The following is a 17,536-nucleotide window of genomic DNA, read 5'->3' on the forward strand; positions in this document are numbered from 1 at the left end:
TAGACTGCGATAAACTAACTGGCGTTCTTAGGTTTCGACTTTGAATACCGATCGCTCATCACAGAATAAGATATGATATTATCGGGAAAACGAGTAACCGGAGGTTAGTTCGGCAGTTCTGTCCGTCCCGTTTGCACGCACGGCTAGCACGGGAAACCATTCAGGTCGTCACAATCGCACTCTGCCGGATCAGCGTCGTCTTTGTCCTCCGATGAGAAGGCCTCAAGCGTCCCGTCGTCAGTTGCGTTTTCGACAGCGGTGCGATGGACGTGATGCGGGCACGTGCAGGCCATCAGTTCGTGAGTCACGTCGTCGATGGAGGCCCTGTAGTGGTTGTCTGCAGGGTGCTCGTTGCCCCCGATGATGACGTCGATAAGGCCGGAGGGGTGTGTCACCTGAAAATCGCCTTTGGGAGGATCAGTAACTATCTCGTCTCAAAAACAGGATGGGTCACCTTGTACCCCGATTACGTCTCGTACGTCTCTCGCCAGAGGACCGTGTCTAAGTAGTCGATGAACCGGGTCATCCGACCGTCCTCCAGTTCCCAGACGTGCGCAAAGGGAACAGCAAGGGGCTTGCCAGACGTTCTGTGCATCCCACGGAAGGTGCCGAGGACAACAATCGTGTCACCGCCGTCGATGAACTCGTCGGTGTCAACCTCGAACTCCTCGAAGTCCTCAAGACATGGGGTGAACACATTCTCCAGGACCTCCTCTGGACCGTGGTACGTTCCACCGTAGATGTCGCCCTCAGGCTCGATCCACTCGATATCCTCGGCCATCGTGGCCATCGGTGTGTCAATATCGCCCTCGTTGAACGCGTCGTAGACGCGCTCCACGAGTTCGACATTGCTCTTAGCTTCGGCTCTCGCCATGGTTCTTCACCAAGTTGTATGTACGTCATCCAAAAGTATAAAGGTAGATATTTGCTAGCACATCACACCTGCGATTTGACATCGTTCGTATTCCATCAATCGTACTAGCATGCTCTATAATCTTCGTTAAGACGGTGAATCGTGAAATAGTGGGTGTGACGTGAGCAATTCACAGCATCAATCACTCAAGAGAGATCAATTTGACAGCATGCGCCAGTCTCGAGTTCATTCTCTTCGATGTACTGGGCCAAACACGCATAATTACAGAACTGTCCAATAGTGGTTCGTTCTCTTCCTCGTTTTTCGTCAACAAAGACAGGGTTGTGCACATGCACGTCACTCCCACAGTACGTACAGGCTTTGCTCATATGAGGTAGAAACGGGCTACAGGGGCAAAAGAGTAGTCTCATCGAGTATGAATCCCAGATTATGAGGCGATCACAAATCGATTTCGCAGAAATAGTCTTAGACTGAAGTGGTGGTTAGTTCGGCAGTTCTTTTCGTCCTGTTCGCACGCAAGGTCAGCACGGGAAACCACTCTAGTCACGTTCATTATTGACCCGTGCTCGGATCTCGCCATCTAATTGCCATACATGCACTGTAGCATCGCAAACCTCGAACTCTACAGAAGGGGCAGATTCTTTCTGATGGCAAAACAGGCTATCGAGTGCCTCTGGATCAACCAAATCGTAGAGTCGAAGGCCTACTTCGTCGAGGTCGATGTCATCGTATTGTGCTAATGCCTCAAGAGCAACAGCACTTGCTCGATCGGCACACATACCATCCAGCGACTGTGAACTAGCCGTTACACTCATTGTCTCATCTACTCTTAGAACGTGGTTCCCATAAGAGTGTTGGTCAAAAAGCACAATAGTCCAAACAGACTATGATCGGACAGCTAGTTGACAACATGTTAGCTAATAAATGACCAGAAGAAGTGTACGTCAAACACGGGGTGGATAGTGAACGCTCATCCGACGGCCTATGCAACCGATGAGTAGTAATCCAAAACATATGAAATATTATGCAGGCTCAATATCCATCAGAACGCAATAGACCGAGTCCATTGACTCGATTGACAAGTGATTCGGGTGCCAGCAGTCTTTTCGGAATCGCGCACAACACTAGAAAGTGCACATGGCATCTGCGCTATTCGTTGTAAGCGAAGAGGGGTATTGGGGCGAAGAATGCGTCGAGCCACTAACGACGCTCGACGAGGCTGGCTTCGACATTACTGTGGCGACACCATCCGGTTCGAAGCCTGTCATTGACGACACGTCGATTGATCCCGACAATCCGTTTGTTGGTTCTGAAACCGTTGAAAAGGTTGAACAGGTCCACGAAACTGACGACCGACTCAATAATCCGATTCCGATCGCAGAAGCTACTGCCGAAGAGTACGATACGATCGTCTATCCAGGTGGACATGGGGTTGAGTGGGACGTGAATCAGGATCACCATGCCCGTTCATTGCTTCGAGAAACGATCGAAGGAGAAAATGGGAAAGCACTCGTGGTCTGCCATACGCTCGCCATCCTCGCCTTCGCGCGAGATAGTGAGGGACAACCACTTGCTAGTGGCCGTAATGTTACTGGCTTCCCGAATGAATGGGAAGCCGACCTTGTCGACGAAAACGATCGACTTCCTGACGGCAGGAAGCTTCCATATTGGGTGGAAGACGAAGTCGAGGCTGCTGGCGGTAACTGGAACGCAGAAGTTGATCAAGACGTGAGCGTTCGCGTCGATGGTGATCTTGTGACTGGGCGAGGCCCCCAGTCTTCCAGTGCCGCAGCCCAGACACTCCTTGATGAAATCTAGGTTTGATTGTCACTTCACTGGTCGAAGTTCCTCTCTCCCGAACCGCCCGCCGACAATACCGAGACCAATCTCGAAACGACCTCCAAAATCTCTGTGATCCAGACGAATTAAAACACGCTCCATTACGGATCATGATGGACCGACTAACGACCCACTGCCGATGAAATTTCTGAGGGGCAATGTATGGGAGGAGTGATTTGGAGTCGCTCTCGTCAGATATCAGAACATGGACGTATCAATAGCCAGCCATTCCGCACGTGAATACATATAGCGTTAGTATAACCTACTAACTTATGTGGATACCAGTACCAAACAAAAGAAAATAAAGAAAGGTCGAAACCGGTGACAGGGTTAGTGAGGCTTAGCGAGATAATGTCAATTTCACCAAGTTATTTCTCCAAACTAAATCCATAGCTCGGTAGTCCGAATATATGGTCGTGAGAGCGGTTATATCGGCAACCCATGCTGATTACTGCCCGAAGAATTATTGAGTTGACATCCATCCTCAGAAGCAATGAGTGGACCGTCAGATTCGCAGTCATCCCCATTGATACGAACCTCACCAGGACCATCAGAATCAGTTATTACAACGATCATCAGTGCAGTTGAGGAGGTGAACGGCGATCGACCGAGCACACCGCTGTATGAGGTTGTCGAACCTGACGCACTCGAAATGCTCTATGAACATGGAAGCCAACGGGTTGAGTTTCAATACGCTGATTACCAGATCACGATTCACCCCGACCAAACCATTCTCGTCTCCGAGCTAAGCACATAGGAAAAAGGAGTCCTAAATTTCCGTCTACGGCCACAACCCCCGCGATTGATGCGCTTCAGCAATCCGTGAGAGGGCAACAATGTAGGCCGCATCTCGCCATGTCACATCACGAGAATCGACTTCATGGCGAACTTCGTTCCACGCGGTTTGCATCTCGTGTTCGAGTTCTTCATTCACCTTCTCAAGCGACCACGCTCGGCGATTGATATCCTGCAGCCATTCGAAATAACTCACTGTCACACCACCAGCATTGGCCAGAATATCTGGAACGACAGGAATCTCTCGCTCTGTGAGGGTTGCATCAGCACCGGACGTTGTTGGCCCGTTTGCTCCCTCAACGATGATCTCCGCTTGGATATCGTTGGCATTCGCTTCGGTGATGACGTTTCCGATTGCGGCAGGGATCAGGACATCAACGTCGAGTGTAAGCAACTCCTCGTTCGAGAGAACGTCGTCAGTGTTGCGCGTAACGGCCTCGGGTTCCTCTTCATGGGATGGAATCGCCGCGACGTCTAACCCGTCTGGCTCGTAGACCGCACCGTTTACGTCGCTGACCGCGACGACCGACGCTCCCCATTCGTCGAGGAGTCGAGCAGCACTCCCACCGACGCTCCCGAATCCTTGAACAGCAACGGTCGTCTCATCGAGTGGTCGGTCGTAGTACTCACAGACCTCACGTGTGATGATGGCAACGCTGCGTCCGGGGGCTTCGTCTCGGCCATAGCTTCCACCGACGACAGGAGGTTTACCTGTGACAACTCCGGGGGTGGTTTCACCTTTCTGCATGCTGTAGGCGTCCATGATCCAGGCCATCGTCTGGGCATTCGTCCCCATATCGGGTGCCGGAATGTCACGGTTCGGGCCGATAACATCCCGGATTTCTTGGGTAAAACGACGAGTAAGTCGTTCTGTTTCCGCTTCACTCAGTGTTTTCGGGTTGACGACGATACCACCCTTTGCGCCACCAAAGGGAATATCCATCACCGCACACTTCCAAGTCATCCACATTGAAAGCCCGACGCACTCGTCACGCGTAACTCCGGGATGATACCGGAGGCCGCCCTTGAAGGGACCACGGACGCTATCGTGTTGTGCTCGATAGCCAGTGAATACCTCTACAGTTCCATCATCTCGCTCAATCGGGACGGTAACCTCGTGAATCTTAGCTGGGTGCTTGAGCCGTTCGATGATATTCGAATCAATATCGAGTTGACTGGCTGCGTGAGCAAGCTGTCGACGCGCCGTTTCCAGCGCTGATTCGAATTCGCCCGGTTCGGTCGTCTGCTCTTGTGGTGGATTTGTTGCCATGAGTTATTCGAGGGGAGTCCTGCGATTTCGCATTGAACCACTGCAGTCAGGGCACGATCCCGGGTTCGATTCAGCCATCAGAATTGTTCCACAAGTGAAGCACTCGTATGCCGTGTCACCGTCGTAATCGTAGTCGACATCTCTCATCGTCAGATAGTGGTACGGATTTCCCGAGCATGACCGTGATTGTTGATTAACAAACCATGTTCTGATTAGGTGGTTTGTTATTGAACATCGAATTTCGCGGGCGCTTTTCAAGAAGGAGAATTAGAGTCGATATACGAATCGATGAGCCGATGTGCAAAGTAGCCGTAAATGATCAGGAAAACACCGATTCCACCCATAATTATGCTTCCCGGTACATCACTAAGGGTTCCAAGTAGCGGTAGTATCCCAATGAAAAGTACTACTCCAACAGTCGTGAGCTGTATAGTTCGGTGTTTCATCGCTCAAATGAACGTACGTACGTGTCCCGCACAACAGTAATTGTTACATAACTAGGTGGCAGCATGGTGGTCAGGTATGTTATTCAATAGTTACCTCTGATGATGCTGGAACACCGAGCTCATCGAATAACGTCGAGAAGAGCTTCCGCTGGACGGTGCGAGAATGTTGATAGAATGCAGGCGGCGAAATTCCTAATGTCTCGGCAACCTCTTCACCAGTGCTTTCACGTGGGGATTCGAAGAATCCGCTATAGTACGCCGTTTGAATCACTTCGAGCTGCCGGTCCGTTAGTTGCTCAAGAAACTCCGAATGCAGGTTTTGGGTCGCTGATCTGTCAACAGTTTGCTTCGAGCGGAGTTCAATGTCTGTGAACATATTCGTCACTAGTCGCATGATATGGCGGTCATCAACGCTCTCAGGGACATCGATTACGAGCGTTGCAGTCGAGGCATCAACTACCGCACTTCGAAGAATGGCACCGTGATCGGCTAACTCGAGTGCAAGAAACGGTTGCGAGATACGAAGCCGAAGCACACCATCGGTATCACTACCGCTGATTCTTCGAACCTCATCGATGGCGGTAATATCCGATGCGGCCTCTTCGACCGTCTCTATCGTGGAACCCTCGACAGTGACGAACACATAGGTTCCAGCATCCGTCTGCTGCACTCCTCCCTGATAGGAAAGTATACACTCTCCCTTTCGTGCTAATCGCGAGAGAATGAACGTCGGGTCATCTATATCGAACTCAACCCGGGTCATCGATGTCGTGAGCAACGCATTCTTCCGCTCGATGGCGCTCGTTGCCGAGGCAATCGTTTCACCAAGCTCTGCAAATACCTCTTTTGCAGTTTCGTCGAATGCATTCTGTGTCTTCGCGTAGACGGTCAAGACACCGTAGGTGAACTCGTCGTAGGCGAGTGGGACGCTCAAAACAGAAAGATAATCGCGAGATAGGGCAGCTTTTCGCCATGGTTCTTGTCGAAGGTGCTCAGCCACGTTGGAAATCGTCGTTACTTCCTTAGTCGCAACTGTCCGACCGGCTGGCTCCGTCTTCGAGTCGTCAATCGTGAACGAAACATTGTCCAGATACCCGCGTTCCGTTCCGGCCCATGCACGCGGTTCAACCGTCTCTGTACTGGAATCAGACACGCCAATCCAGGCAAATACAAATCGATCGTCGTCCGTGAGGAGATCACAAACGGCGTGCTCGATCTCTGCGCGGGTTTCTGCGCGGACGAGTGCTTGGTCGATTTCTCGAATGATTTCGTTGATCCGATTGAGATCGGTGAGTTGGCTATTTCGGTGTTGGAGCTCACGGTCCTGTTTCCTTAATCGGCTCTCGCGCCTCACTCTGTCAAGGGCTGCCTCGGCTGTAACAGCGAGTAAATCAGCCAGTTCACGAGTCACTTCATGAAATCGTCCGATATCGGGAGACCCCACGATAAAGACACCGTGATCACCGAGTGGAATATATGCCGCACTCCGAATGTCGGTTGCCCTGTTTTCGAGTCGTTCGCTATCGTGGACGTCGTCGAAGAAAAGTGATTCACCCTCCAGAAAACTGTAGCTAGTGATTCCTTCAGCATCAGCATGAATTGTTGGGAGTGGCCCGTGTGAGCGTTCCATCGCGGGCGTCTGCACGACTGGGTATAACTCGTTGTTATCCGAGTCAAAAAGATACACCGCAGTCGCATCGAGGTCAAGTACCCCCGGAACATCGTCGACGACGTGATGAGCGATTTCCTGTGGCGTTTGTGCATAGAGGAAATCTCGCGCCATTCCCTGCAAGGTCGCCAACGCTTCTTCGCGTTGTTTACGTTTCGTGATATCGCGGCAGCTGAATAGGAGCGTCCCACCTTGAATCGAAACCTCGCGGACGTTAACCAGCAGTGTGTGTTCCCGTCCTGCCTTATCCGTGGCTGTACATTCAATGTTCTTTAGTATGCCATCCGCTGCGAGGTCATCGCGATCGAAGAGATCATCGCCGAGGAGTTCGTCAATAGTACCCATTTCACGGATCTCCGCGTCCGTATACCCAAAGATGAAGTGAACGTTCGGACAGATATACGTGTACTCCCCGTCCTCGTTCGTAATCAGAACGGTGTCAGTCATATTGTTGAGCGTGACACGATGGAGTTCTTCGGATTGCCGAAGATCACGTTCGAGGGCCACCCGCTCTGTGATATCTACTCCTTCGACAACGATGGAGACGATTTCGCCACCTTCTCGCTGAACAGGACGGGCAGATAATTCGAGAACTTGTTGACCACTCGTGGCAGAAGATCGTTCTATCACTGCATTTCCAAAGTCACCAGTGAGCGCCTTCTCAAGAATTTGCCGTACATCTGATTGGGTGTCATCCGTGGCAGACCACCATGGAAGCGTCCAGAACGGTTGTCCAATGGTACTCTCGAGATTCATCTCGGTCATATCTTGCGCAGTTTGGTTGACACGGGCCAGCGAACCATCTGGATCAAGTACCCATGTCGCTGTACGGGTATCGTGAAAGATCGCATCGAACTGTCTCGCCCGATCACGCTGAGTAGTGGTTCGACGAGCGGAGCGAATGCTTCGTTCAGCTCGTTCGAGGAGTTCTTCGTGCATCTGTTCGGATGATTCGGTGTAGGCAATGTAATCGGTAACACCAGCACCGATGGCTTCGCTAGCAACCGATTCGTTTCCGGATGCTGTACACAGGATTATTGGGAGGGTTGTCGTTTCGTTACGAATCGTGTGCAGTAGGTCTATTCCTGTGGAGCCTTCGAGAGTATATTCACAGATGAGACAGTCGATCGATCCTTCGTGGAAGTAATCGAGAGCATCGTCAGCGGTTGCAACTGATTGGATAGACGCTTGGCTCTGCGCTTCCATCGACTCGACGAATTTTGGAATCCATTCATCCGCTCCAACCAGAAGGATTTCGGACGAATCGAGCACGTTAGAGGAAGCCGACATTACTTATGAGTTGAATCCCCGGGAGTTCAATATATCGCATGTCAGTGTGAGACGGTAGAAGGTACGTTCCATACTGTCTAGAGTGAAAATTCCGTTAATATTTGTCGAGCGCCGCTCTCTCCACCCGAATTGTCGAGGGGATTTCGTTCAACCTCTAGGTACAATATCGAGTACGCCGTACGTTCAACTGGATGGTTGAACAACAGCTGAACGACGTGGATCTCGATGCAGTCTTCAAAGCATTAGCCCACCCAATTCGTCGCGAGATCCTCGAACAACTCGCCGATGGCCCCGAAAGCGTCGGCGATCTCGCCGAACCACACGACGTCTCGTTGGCGGCAGTCTCCAAGCACTTGCATGTGTTGGAAGATGCGGGCTTGCTTGATATCGAGAAGGACGGCCGGGTTCGACGATGTCACCTCGACGCCGCACCGCTGAGTGAAGCCTTCGGATGGCTGACCCATTACCGCGTGCTCTGGGAAGACCGCTTCGACGCGTTGGCCGACCATCTGGAGCAAGAAGACCGATGACAGACAACACTGATGACGGAAGAGAATCGCGGAAAGAGGCCACCACAGATGAAGATCGAAGTATTACGGTCAACCGTATAATCGAAGCATCGCCGGAGAGAGTCTATGAGGCCTTCGTCGATCCCGACGAACTCGCCGCGTGGCTCCCGCCAGAGGGGTTCTCCTGCGAAGTTCACGAATTCGACGCCACGGAGGGCGGCACCTTCCGCATGTCGTTCACCGCCGACATCGAGGAATTGGAACCATACGCTCACACGTTCCATGGGACATACGAGGAACTGTCTCCTGGCCAGCGGATCGTTTACACCGAGGAATTCGAGTCCGACGACCCGAGAATGGCCGGCGAGATGACGACCACGGTCACCTTCGAGAAGGTCTCCGGCGGGACCGAAGTCACCGCTCATCAGGCAGGAATCCCGGAGAACATTCCGCCCCAGGACGCCAACGAAGGATGGAATGATTCCCTTGGAAACCTCGCAGACGTCGTTGAAGTGGCCTAGCGCATAGATAGCATCGAGGGTCCCGTGGCGGGTCTCACTTCCACTTATGGGGTTAGTGGGGAACCAGAGTTGAAGGCCATCAATATACAAAACGTTCACAGGCACATCTAAGAGATGTTAAATAAATTTGATTGTTCTATTCTCACTATTCTATCAAGAAGCACCGGAGGAGTCGCGGCCCAATATGACTGGATGGAGGTGCTCAATTATTTAACATACGGTGCTCATCTGAAAGGCATGTCACGGATTAACGAACCAATCGATCGAGAGGTACTCGACCAGTTAGAGAAATGCTCTACGTCTGCAATAGCAGATACAAAACACGAGGGTGTGAAAACGCTGTCTTCTGCGATTAAACCGGTTCATACCGATTGCACATTCGTTGGGACGGTCCGGACCGTCAGGCTCGATCCATCGACACTCTGGGCACCCGTACAGACGCTTGATGCAACTCTCGAAGATGAAGTCGTCGTGGTTGATGCCGATGACAGCGTCGATGAGGCCATTTGGGGCGAGTTGCTCTCTACATCCGCAACCGCTACTGGCGTGCGGGGAATGGTCACGAATGGAGCAGTTCGGGACGTCGCCGGTATACGAGACATCGGGTTTCCCGTCTTTTCACGGGCAGTTACGCCTCGCGGGCCAAGCGGTAACGAAGAAGCCGAGCAGAATGTTCAGGTCACTGTTGGGGATACACCGATTAACCCGGGAGATGTGCTTGTCGGTGATGAATCCGGGGTAGTTGTAATCGAACGTGATGCAGTTGCGGAAGTGGTCTCGGACGCTGAGACGGTCGTGAAGACGGAAAGAGATGTAACCCGTCTACTTGACGAAGGGAAATCACTCGGACAGGCGTTTGAGGACGCTGGAATGGTGTAGACCGTCCTGTACTAATTGATTACCCAACGAGTCGTTAGAAACGGTAAATTTCGAATTTGGGTGCCTAAACGAACAACGATTGGAACGAGGTGCGTCGCGCCTCGTTGTACTGTAAAGAGTTTCGGGCTGTAGACTCCTGTCAATCAATTTACCGTCCGAATTCGCGCGAATTGACGTTCGATCAAAAGTCAAAAAGTGATTCATCGATATAGTTATAATAATAGACAAGTAAGTCGGCCATCGTAGTAGCTATAGACATTCCGACATAGTGCTACGTCGCGTACGTCGTCGGATGGCTCGCGATTTTCTTCGTTCTCCTCGCTGGAGGCTACTTCGAGTCTTCGGTCCTCCCTAGCTTCGGGAACACACTCGGTATCGACGCGCTTGCCGCGTGGTACGTCACGGCCGTATTCGCTGTCGACGAGTCTTGAGAGTGACCGGTCCTGCCCGTGCAGTAACCGTCGTGGAGCCGTCGCAAGCTACCCGTGGTGCTCACGAACCCGTCGACCGATTTGATCGGTTGTTCGGAGGGCGTCTCGAACCATCGGCGGCGTAACCTCGAATGGCTCATTATGGATCGTCTCCTCGGGATCACACGCGGCGTCCGCGACCGTTTCGAGCTGCGTCGTCGTCGGGTCATCGAGCCCGATGTCAGCGAGCGTCACCGGGAGGTCGAGTGCGAGTGAAAACTCGACGTAGTCCTCGACAAAAGCGTCTTCACGGCCCTCGAGTACGAGCTGAGTCAGCGTCCCGATGTTCACTTTCTCCCCGTGGGTCGCATGGTGAGTTCCTGCCAGTTGTGTCAGCCCGTTGTGTACCGAGTGCGCCGCAGCCAGACCACCACTCTCGAATCCGAGCCCACTGAGAAGTGTATTTGCCTCCGCCACGGCCGCCACGCTTTCAGTGACTGCGTCACGTTCGATCGCGTCCACGGCGACGATAGCGTGCTCTCGGAGCGTCTCATAGCAGAGTTTTGCGAGTCGGTGCCCGGCCCGCGTCGGGGTGCCACCAACGATATTCTCGCCGTTCGACTGGTACGTCGCATCCGCTTCGAACCAAGTTGCAAGCCCGTCAGCGATCCCCGACCGGAAGAAGCGCGTCGGCGCGGCCGCGACGACCGCCGTATCGAGAAACACGAGGTCGGGATGTCGCTCGTAAAACCAGTATTCACGGAACTCCCCTTCTTCACTGTAGATAACCGAGAGGGCACTCGTTGGGGAGTCGGTCGAGGCAATAGTCGGCATCGAAACCATCGCACCCCCAGTTTCTTCGCGGACGGCTTTCGCAGTATCAAGCGCCTTGCCACCACCAGCGCCGATAACGACGTCCGCACCGCGCTCTTCCACGATGGCTCCGACACGATCGATCTCGGTTTCAGAGGCTTCGCCGTTGAACTCGACCGTGCTTGCCCCGTGGCCCTCCGCTTTCAGACTTCGGATGGCCCGCTCACCAACCAGATCGAGGACGACCTCGTCTGCCAGAAGCAAACACTCGGTCCCAAGCGAATTGACATGCGTTCCGAACGAGTCGATGATGTCGCGGCCCTGTACATACGCTGCCGGTGATTCGAACACCTGAGGCATACCAGTGAACACTACACCAACTGTGTTAAAGTTTCCCACAGTTCCAGTCGAGCGACCTTCAGGACCGCCCAAACCCATGAATGGAAGAGAAAAATGATCTACTCACAGTGCTTCAACACGAGGGGGAAGACGTCTTTGTCGTCGACGGCCACCCGCACACGCGGGACGCGACCACACGGAGACTGAAAAGGACCGTCGTTTGCCGGGGCATGGCACTCGACATCTCCGACGGCGATGTTGTCGCGACCCTGCATGCCTCAAACAATTCCCAATGGAGAATGTTTAGAACGGGAAGAGATCGCCTTCTATTCCGTCTCGCTCGATGAGTTCGATCTCGTGGTCGTCCCGATCTTTCGTAAATGCGTACATCTGGTCACAGGATTCGGGGTCGCGATAGTCGGGTGCCTCACGCTGTTGGAGGGTCTCCCAATCGTCCTGCAGATCATCGAGACGAACACAGAAGTGCCCCCATCCATCTTTTTGTTCGTACGAGCGTCCATCGTAGTTGTAGGTGAGTTCGACCGCCATCGCCTCCTCGGCGGCGTCCTCGGGTTTCATGAAGTAGTTGGCGAACGAATCCGATTCCCAACGGCCGGTGTGCTCGTACTCGAATTTTCGCGTCCAGAATCCGAGCGCCTCGTCGGCATCCTCGACGCGAATCATGGTGTGGTCGATGCTCCATCGCGCGCCGTGGTCGCGTTGGACGATTTCGATTTCGTGCCCATCGGGATCCGTTACAAATGCATAACTTCCACCACAGGAATCGGGGTCGCGGTAGTCCTCAACACCTTCCTCGATCAATTCTTCGTATGCCTCATCCACGTCTTCGACACGCACGGCGATGTGACCCCACGCATCGCCGATTTCAGGAGACTCCCCCTCGTTGTGTGTCAGTTCAAGCATCGCCCCGTCTTCGTGCATCCCTTCGGGACCGAGGTAGACGATAGTGAATCCGTCTCCCTCATAACGATCTTTCTCTTCGTACTCGAGATGGGTCTGATACCAATCGAGTGACGCTTCCAAATCACCGACACGCATCATCGTGTGGTCAAGGATTCCGGTCATGTAGTATGCTACACTGGCTCTCTAAAAAAACCATTTGGTTACTGCCGAGCCAAAGTCGATGAGAAAGCGGGACAAACGGTCGAAGACACCGGGCGAAGAATCGTTTCGTCCGGCGGAGTGACAGCTATCGCCGCGAGCAGTCAATACCGGGATACTCCTCAGTCACTTGCGAGTTCGGGGTTTCGCGCAGCATGGAGACTGGCACAAACACCACCCTGTCCACCCATGTTTGTCTTCGCGAGTCGAGAAGCGCTCCGCGCGGTCTGCACGTCCTCGGTGGCAAGCGGGTCACCGTCGCGGGACACGAACAATCGGTCACCAAGCTCCTCGACGACTCCAACGCTCGTGGCTTTCTCCAGATACCGTTTGAGCGGGTCTGCATCCACCTCAACGTAGAACTCGTCGAGATCGATCATCGCGCGACCGCCTTCGAAACCGATATCCTCCCGCCGTAACGCCGCGAGTTGAGCGTCGTCGAGCCCGGCATCGGCAAGTTCCTTGATGGCATCGTATTGACGGGCGAGACGGGCCTTTCGGTCGAGCGTCGCGCGCGTCTCGGTGATATCACCGTCTGCAGTTTCGAAGGCGTCCGAGAACGCCATTCCTTCGTTCACACCCCGGGTAACTTCGGTCGCGTGCATGTGATCTCGGAGCACGATGCGGACATCGCCCACGCCTTCGAGTTCTGAAATCGCGTCGCGAGCGTCCGTCGCCATCATCCATGCGAATGTCGGGGAGCACCACGCCGTCGGGAGCGCGAACGCGACAATGACGGTTCCATCCTCTATTTCGAGATCCTCGATGTAGTCGAGTTCGACTATCGACCGGTCGAGTTCCGGATCGGTGACGCTCCGAAGTGCGGACCGGATGGCGTCTCTGGTCGGGACTGTCCCTTCTATCGCTGGCGTCATGGTCAGTCCGCCGCTCCTTCGTACTGCGCACCCGTGTCGAAGCGTTGGGAGACATCGTCATCCTGAAGCGATTTCTTGCGTTCCTCGATGTCGATATCGTACAGGTCCGCGGCGTTTTCACCCAACACCTTCTTCTTCGTCTCGAGGTCGAACTCGACGCCGTACTCGCGACGTTCCTCCTCGGTAAACTCGGTATCGAGGATGGCCTCCAGTATCCAGTCGGGTTCCCAAATCGCGTAGTCGCTCCCGAAGAGGATGCGGTCCTCACCGAGCCAATAGAGTAACTCGCCAAGCACCTCACGGAATTTCGCCGGTCTGCCTCGTGCCATCGGGGCGACGACCGCGAGTCCGCCGTACACGTTCGGCTCCTGCGTCCCGATCCAGCAGAAGTCGTCGAGTCGCGGCATCCCGACGTGCTCGACGACGAAGTTGAGTTCTGGGAACGAGGTTGCCGCGTCGTCGATATCCGCGACGTCGAAGGCGTCGCGGTTCAGCGGGCGAATCGTCGGTCCCTTGTGCGGATGGATGTTCCGAATACCGAGGTCGACACACTTCTGGAGGAACTCGAAGGACTCTTCGGAATCGAGGCGCCATCCCTTCGAGTCGCCGCGCCACTCTGCGGTGTACACCTTCGCTCCCTGGATGTCGTACTCCTCTTTCTGTCGTTCGAGATCATCGAGCCCCTCTTGGCCTTCCCGAGGGTCGAAGCGTCCATTCGTGATGAGCCGATCACTGTATTCGTCGGCGAGCGCACCGCAATCGTCGATGGTGTTGAAGCCGTCGGCGTAAAATTCCTTTAAGTATGTCGGTTGGAAGATACCCACATCGACGTCACCGGTCCCGAAAACACTCGTCAGGAGTTGCTCATCACTGTAGGTACGGAACTCGTCGAGCGAGCGTTGTCGATCTTCCGGCGCGAATCCCGTGTGATAGTCGTGAAAGCACTGGATAAACTGTTCGCCTCCCTCATGGATGATGTTCTCCTTCGTCGCGTTCCACGCGTGAAGGTGACCATCAACGACGAAGATATCTTCGCCTTGGTGCTGAAGCATTGCATGCAAATAACAACCACACACAGTAATAATTGTTATGGACCGCCAACAGGGTACAGTCGGGATTTTGTGTCGATAGCTTCCCCATCGTGGTACAACAGCCCGCGATCCCGTTGCGTTTAGCCGGCAGTCGCTGCCGGTACCACTGATTTTACTACCGGTTGGGGAGGTGATTTCAGTCGCATCATGCAAGCTGCGCGACTACACGAGTATACGGACGATATGAGCGAGGCACTTACGGTCGAAGATGTCGAGAAGCCGGAAATCTCTACATCGGGGCAAATAATCGTCGAGGTGGAGGGCGCCGGGTGGTGTCAGACGGACAACCACATCATCGAGGGGATGTGGGAACCCTACGCAGAGCAGAATCTCCCGATGACTCTGGGTCACGAGAATGCCGGTTCAGTCGTCGAAGTCGGTGACGAAGTAACCACCGTCGAAGTCGGCGATTCGGTCATCTGTCATCCCGTTCGTACCTGTGGGCAGTGTCGCGCTTGCCGATTGGGTAACGATATGTATTGTGAGAACAGCGAGTTCTCCGGACTCGACACGGATGGCGGATTTGCGGAGTACCTCCTCACCTCCGAGCGATCCGCGATCAAGCTCGACGACATCGATCCCGTCGATATCGCACCGCACGCCGATGCTGGGATCACAGCCTACCACGCGTCGAAGAAAGCAGTCGATGAATTGGTCCCGGGGAACTACTGCGTCCTCATCGGTATCGGGGGGCTCGGTCACATCGGTCTGCAAGCCGTCGAAGCGATGAGTGCGGCACGGACTATCGCCGTCGATATCAAAGACGACGCGCTCGAACTCGCCGAGCGATTGGGCGCCGATTTTACCGTCAACTCCGGGGACGAGAACGTCGCAGACGCTATCACCGACATCACTGACGGTGCAGGTGGGACACAGGTCCTGGACTTCGTCGGCGCCGACAGCACCACTAACCTCGCGCCCGATATCGTCTCCCCCGGTGGCGACCATCACATCGTCGGCTACGGCGGGCACGTCCATCGACCCTCTCAGGACCTCGTCGACGGCGAGTTCTCCTATCAGGGCAACCTGGTCGGTACCTACACCGAACTCCAGGAACTCATCGCGCTCGTTGAACAAGGGGAGATGCACCTCACCACCACGCAGTACGACCTCGATGAAATCAATAAAGTAGCCGAAAAACTCGAGCGGAACGAAATCGAGGGTCGCGCCGTCATCCGACCATAGACTCGACCATCCGATTCAATGCTGTTGAACCACAGCCCTCAGTGGTCATTCTTTGTTCGGGAAGGCGTATTGACTGGGTACGAGATAGTCGTATCGGTGAAACGGATTCAACAGGAGTGAATTGGATCAACCCGACGATCAACATTACAATCATAGTGACGTAATCCTGGTCGCCCCATATTCTCTCTAATCGTTGCAAGTGTAGAACGAGGTAGTCCGGGCTTCAAGTGGATATCTCCATGGGAGACATCTACTCCAGAAACCTCCACAAGACCATCGTGATTGGCTCACTCACCGAACCAAGAGAGTGACGAGGGTTTCAGGGATTCACCACTGTTGATTCCTCGAGATCGAGATTAGTAGTCTCTCATTTCGAGTTCGATTAGATTGGCAGTATCCGAGACCGCCATCGCGAGGTTCTCGGTGAAGTAGTCACCCTTCATTCGACTTGCCGGACCTGCGATCGAGATTGATCCGTAGACGCCTTTAGAGCCGTCTTCATTCGAAGGCTGGATCGCAGTGGCCACACAACAAAGGCCTTCGAGTTGTTCTTCCCGATCGAATGCGATGTCCCGTTCGCGAATCGTCTCCAGTTCTGCTTCCAGTTTGGATCGATCCGTGATAGTGTGGGGCGTCGTCGCTGGAAGTCCGTGGCGATCGATGATCTCGTCGATCCGTTCCGCAGGGAGGTGTGCTAAAACTGACTTACCGAGCGCGTTATCGTGGAGGTATTTTTGGCTTCCCGTCGTATCGAAGTTGACCGCGTTCGTACCCTGCGCATCGTAAACATAATAGCCGTACCCCCGTTCTTCGATCATCAGAATACAGAGTTCGCCAGTCTCTTTGGCCAACTGGTCGATTTTATGCTTCCCGACTTGGTAAATATCTAGTTGGTCAATAGTGCTATGTCCCATATTGAGAAATCGCATGCTTAGTCGATAGTTTGCCCCTTCTTTGACGACGAATTCGTGAGAAGCTAACGTGGTCAGGTGATAGTGCGTCGTGCTCTTCGCCATATCGAGATGCTCCGAAATTTCAGTTTCCGAGGCCTGACCAAGTGTCATGAGCGCCTCTAGGACGGAGAGCGATCGGGCACTCGCTTTGATCCGTTTCGGCTTGTTTTTTCCTTTCATAGACTACCCTTTCTCCAGAACCCTCATTAAGGTTCACCATCATTGAATCGAACAATACTATAGACCTGGATGGAACCGGCCCCGAGACGATTATCGAAGTCGCGTTTCTGGGTGAAGGTGGGGAAGTCACATCAATTAAGTTATATTCCCTATCACGTTTATGACCTTCGAGGAAGGTAAAATCGCACCGAAATGGTGAAAGCGATTTACTTGTCTGCTAATGGTCTCACCAACCGACGACCTGATGCCGATTCGTTCACAAAAGACGAAAGTGTCAAACCGATTGATTGCCACAAGGAATTTATTACTCGCGTGAGAAAATGGCACACATGGGGACTGATAATGAGAATCAACCGCGTCTCTCGGAAAGTACATCACCCGATACGACTCTCTGTCAGAACTGCGATCAGGAGTTCGATTGGCAGCAGACAGAGTGTCCTCACTGCGGGTGGAAAAAGAACGAATGGGTCGAAAAA

Annotated in this window: 15 protein-coding genes; 5 read left to right on the forward strand and 10 right to left on the reverse strand. The window is 53.5% G+C overall.

Annotated elements, in window-relative coordinates:
- Positions 1–143 precede the first annotated feature (143 nt).
- Together NKF25_RS15520 and NKF25_RS15525 are read right to left on the reverse strand one after the other, a co-directional pair.
- The gene (locus NKF25_RS15520) at positions 144–395 is read right to left on the reverse strand and encodes an SWIM zinc finger family protein (RefSeq protein ID WP_253227562.1); all 252 of its coding nucleotides are present in this window, start codon (positions 393–395) and stop codon (positions 144–146) included.
- 71 nt (positions 396–466) lie between these two features.
- The gene (locus NKF25_RS15525) at positions 467–874 is read right to left on the reverse strand and encodes a nuclear transport factor 2 family protein (protein ID WP_253227563.1); all 408 of its coding nucleotides are present in this window, start codon (positions 872–874) and stop codon (positions 467–469) included.
- A 1,137-nt stretch (positions 875–2,011) separates the two neighbouring features.
- Between NKF25_RS15525 and NKF25_RS15530 the strand changes: the two genes are divergently transcribed.
- Complete coding sequence (locus tag NKF25_RS15530; RefSeq protein WP_253227564.1) at positions 2,012–2,692, forward strand: type 1 glutamine amidotransferase domain-containing protein; 681 nt, start codon at positions 2,012–2,014, stop codon at positions 2,690–2,692.
- 802 nt (positions 2,693–3,494) lie between these two features.
- On the opposite strand, the gene gdhB is transcribed toward NKF25_RS15530, so the two are convergent.
- From gdhB to NKF25_RS15550, 3 genes are all read right to left on the reverse strand, one after another.
- A complete protein-coding gene (gene gdhB / locus NKF25_RS15540; RefSeq protein WP_253227566.1) occupies positions 3,495–4,778 on the reverse strand; it encodes a glutamate dehydrogenase GdhB in 1,284 nt (427 codons plus the stop codon).
- Between the two features lie 3 nt (positions 4,779–4,781).
- Positions 4,782–4,925 carry a rubrerythrin-like domain-containing protein gene (locus tag NKF25_RS15545; protein ID WP_253227567.1) on the reverse strand — a complete coding sequence of 48 codons (144 nt, stop codon included), beginning with the start codon at positions 4,923–4,925 and terminating at the stop codon, positions 4,782–4,784.
- A gap of 378 nt (positions 4,926–5,303) precedes the next feature.
- Positions 5,304–8,183: a bacterio-opsin activator domain-containing protein gene (locus NKF25_RS15550; RefSeq protein ID WP_253227568.1), complete on the reverse strand. Its 2,880-nt coding sequence runs from the start codon at positions 8,181–8,183 to the stop codon at positions 5,304–5,306.
- Between the two features lie 191 nt (positions 8,184–8,374).
- Here NKF25_RS15550 and NKF25_RS15555 point away from each other — a divergent pair, with 191 nt between their 5' ends.
- The 3 genes from NKF25_RS15555 (at position 8,375) to NKF25_RS15565 (ending at position 10,092) form a co-directional block, all read left to right on the forward strand.
- The gene (locus NKF25_RS15555) at positions 8,375–8,713 is read left to right on the forward strand and encodes a metalloregulator ArsR/SmtB family transcription factor (RefSeq protein ID WP_253227569.1); all 339 of its coding nucleotides are present in this window, start codon (positions 8,375–8,377) and stop codon (positions 8,711–8,713) included.
- Positions 8,710–9,213, forward strand: coding sequence for an SRPBCC family protein (locus NKF25_RS15560; protein WP_253227570.1), 504 nt, complete (start codon positions 8,710–8,712; stop codon positions 9,211–9,213). The genes NKF25_RS15555 and NKF25_RS15560 overlap by 4 nt, the downstream gene beginning before the upstream one ends.
- Positions 9,214–9,450: 237 nt before the next feature.
- The gene (locus NKF25_RS15565) at positions 9,451–10,092 is read left to right on the forward strand and encodes an RraA family protein (protein WP_253227571.1); all 642 of its coding nucleotides are present in this window, start codon (positions 9,451–9,453) and stop codon (positions 10,090–10,092) included.
- Between the two features lie 479 nt (positions 10,093–10,571).
- Here the strand turns inward: NKF25_RS15565 and NKF25_RS15570 are convergent, their stop codons facing one another.
- The 4 genes from NKF25_RS15570 to NKF25_RS15585 form a co-directional block, all read right to left on the reverse strand.
- A complete protein-coding gene (locus NKF25_RS15570; RefSeq protein ID WP_253227572.1) occupies positions 10,572–11,675 on the reverse strand; it encodes a glycerol dehydrogenase in 1,104 nt (367 codons plus the stop codon).
- Between the two features lie 282 nt (positions 11,676–11,957).
- Positions 11,958–12,740, reverse strand: coding sequence for a VOC family protein (locus NKF25_RS15575; protein WP_253227573.1), 783 nt, complete (start codon positions 12,738–12,740; stop codon positions 11,958–11,960).
- Positions 12,741–12,898: 158 nt separating this feature from the next.
- Positions 12,899–13,651: an iron-sulfur cluster assembly protein gene (locus tag NKF25_RS15580; RefSeq protein WP_253227574.1), complete on the reverse strand. Its 753-nt coding sequence runs from the start codon at positions 13,649–13,651 to the stop codon at positions 12,899–12,901.
- Positions 13,652–13,653: 2 nt separating this feature from the next.
- A complete protein-coding gene (locus NKF25_RS15585) occupies positions 13,654–14,703 on the reverse strand; it encodes an amidohydrolase family protein (protein ID WP_253227575.1) in 1,050 nt (349 codons plus the stop codon).
- Positions 14,704–14,889: 186 nt separating this feature from the next.
- On the opposite strand from NKF25_RS15585, the gene NKF25_RS15590 reads away from it, so the two are divergent.
- Entirely contained in the window at positions 14,890–15,927 is a 1,038-nt protein-coding gene (locus NKF25_RS15590; RefSeq protein WP_253227576.1) for an NAD(P)-dependent alcohol dehydrogenase, read from the forward strand.
- 356 nt (positions 15,928–16,283) lie between these two features.
- Here the strand turns inward: NKF25_RS15590 and NKF25_RS15595 are convergent, their stop codons facing one another.
- Complete coding sequence (locus NKF25_RS15595; RefSeq protein ID WP_253227577.1) at positions 16,284–17,060, reverse strand: IclR family transcriptional regulator; 777 nt, start codon at positions 17,058–17,060, stop codon at positions 16,284–16,286.
- Positions 17,061–17,536 lie beyond the last annotated feature (476 nt).

This window comes from Haladaptatus sp. AB643, assembly GCF_024136975.1.
Classification (GTDB): domain Archaea; phylum Halobacteriota; class Halobacteria; order Halobacteriales; family Haladaptataceae; genus Haladaptatus.

Excerpts from the sequence above, each read along its gene's own strand:
- NKF25_RS15570 (WP_253227572.1), bottom strand. The coding sequence starts at position 11,675 with ATGCCTCAGGTGTTCGAATCACCGGCAGCGTATGTACAGGGCCGCGAC.
- NKF25_RS15530 (WP_253227564.1), top strand. The coding sequence starts at position 2,012 with ATGGCATCTGCGCTATTCGTTGTAAGCGAAGAGGGGTATTGGGGCGAA.
- NKF25_RS15580 (WP_253227574.1), bottom strand. The coding sequence starts at position 13,651 with ATGACGCCAGCGATAGAAGGGACAGTCCCGACCAGAGACGCCATCCGG.
- NKF25_RS15550 (WP_253227568.1), bottom strand. The coding sequence starts at position 8,183 with ATGTCGGCTTCCTCTAACGTGCTCGATTCGTCCGAAATCCTTCTGGTT.
- NKF25_RS15585 (WP_253227575.1), bottom strand. The coding sequence starts at position 14,703 with ATGCTTCAGCACCAAGGCGAAGATATCTTCGTCGTTGATGGTCACCTT.
- gdhB (WP_253227566.1), bottom strand. The coding sequence starts at position 4,778 with ATGGCAACAAATCCACCACAAGAGCAGACGACCGAACCGGGCGAATTC.
- NKF25_RS15590 (WP_253227576.1), top strand. The coding sequence starts at position 14,890 with ATGCAAGCTGCGCGACTACACGAGTATACGGACGATATGAGCGAGGCA.
- NKF25_RS15555 (WP_253227569.1), top strand. The coding sequence starts at position 8,375 with ATGGTTGAACAACAGCTGAACGACGTGGATCTCGATGCAGTCTTCAAA.
- NKF25_RS15575 (WP_253227573.1), bottom strand. The coding sequence starts at position 12,740 with ATGACCGGAATCCTTGACCACACGATGATGCGTGTCGGTGATTTGGAA.
- NKF25_RS15525 (WP_253227563.1), bottom strand. The coding sequence starts at position 874 with ATGGCGAGAGCCGAAGCTAAGAGCAATGTCGAACTCGTGGAGCGCGTC.
- NKF25_RS15565 (WP_253227571.1), top strand. The coding sequence starts at position 9,451 with ATGTCACGGATTAACGAACCAATCGATCGAGAGGTACTCGACCAGTTA.
- NKF25_RS15545 (WP_253227567.1), bottom strand. The coding sequence starts at position 4,925 with ATGAGAGATGTCGACTACGATTACGACGGTGACACGGCATACGAGTGC.
- NKF25_RS15560 (WP_253227570.1), top strand. The coding sequence starts at position 8,710 with ATGACAGACAACACTGATGACGGAAGAGAATCGCGGAAAGAGGCCACC.
- NKF25_RS15595 (WP_253227577.1), bottom strand. The coding sequence starts at position 17,060 with ATGAAAGGAAAAAACAAGCCGAAACGGATCAAAGCGAGTGCCCGATCG.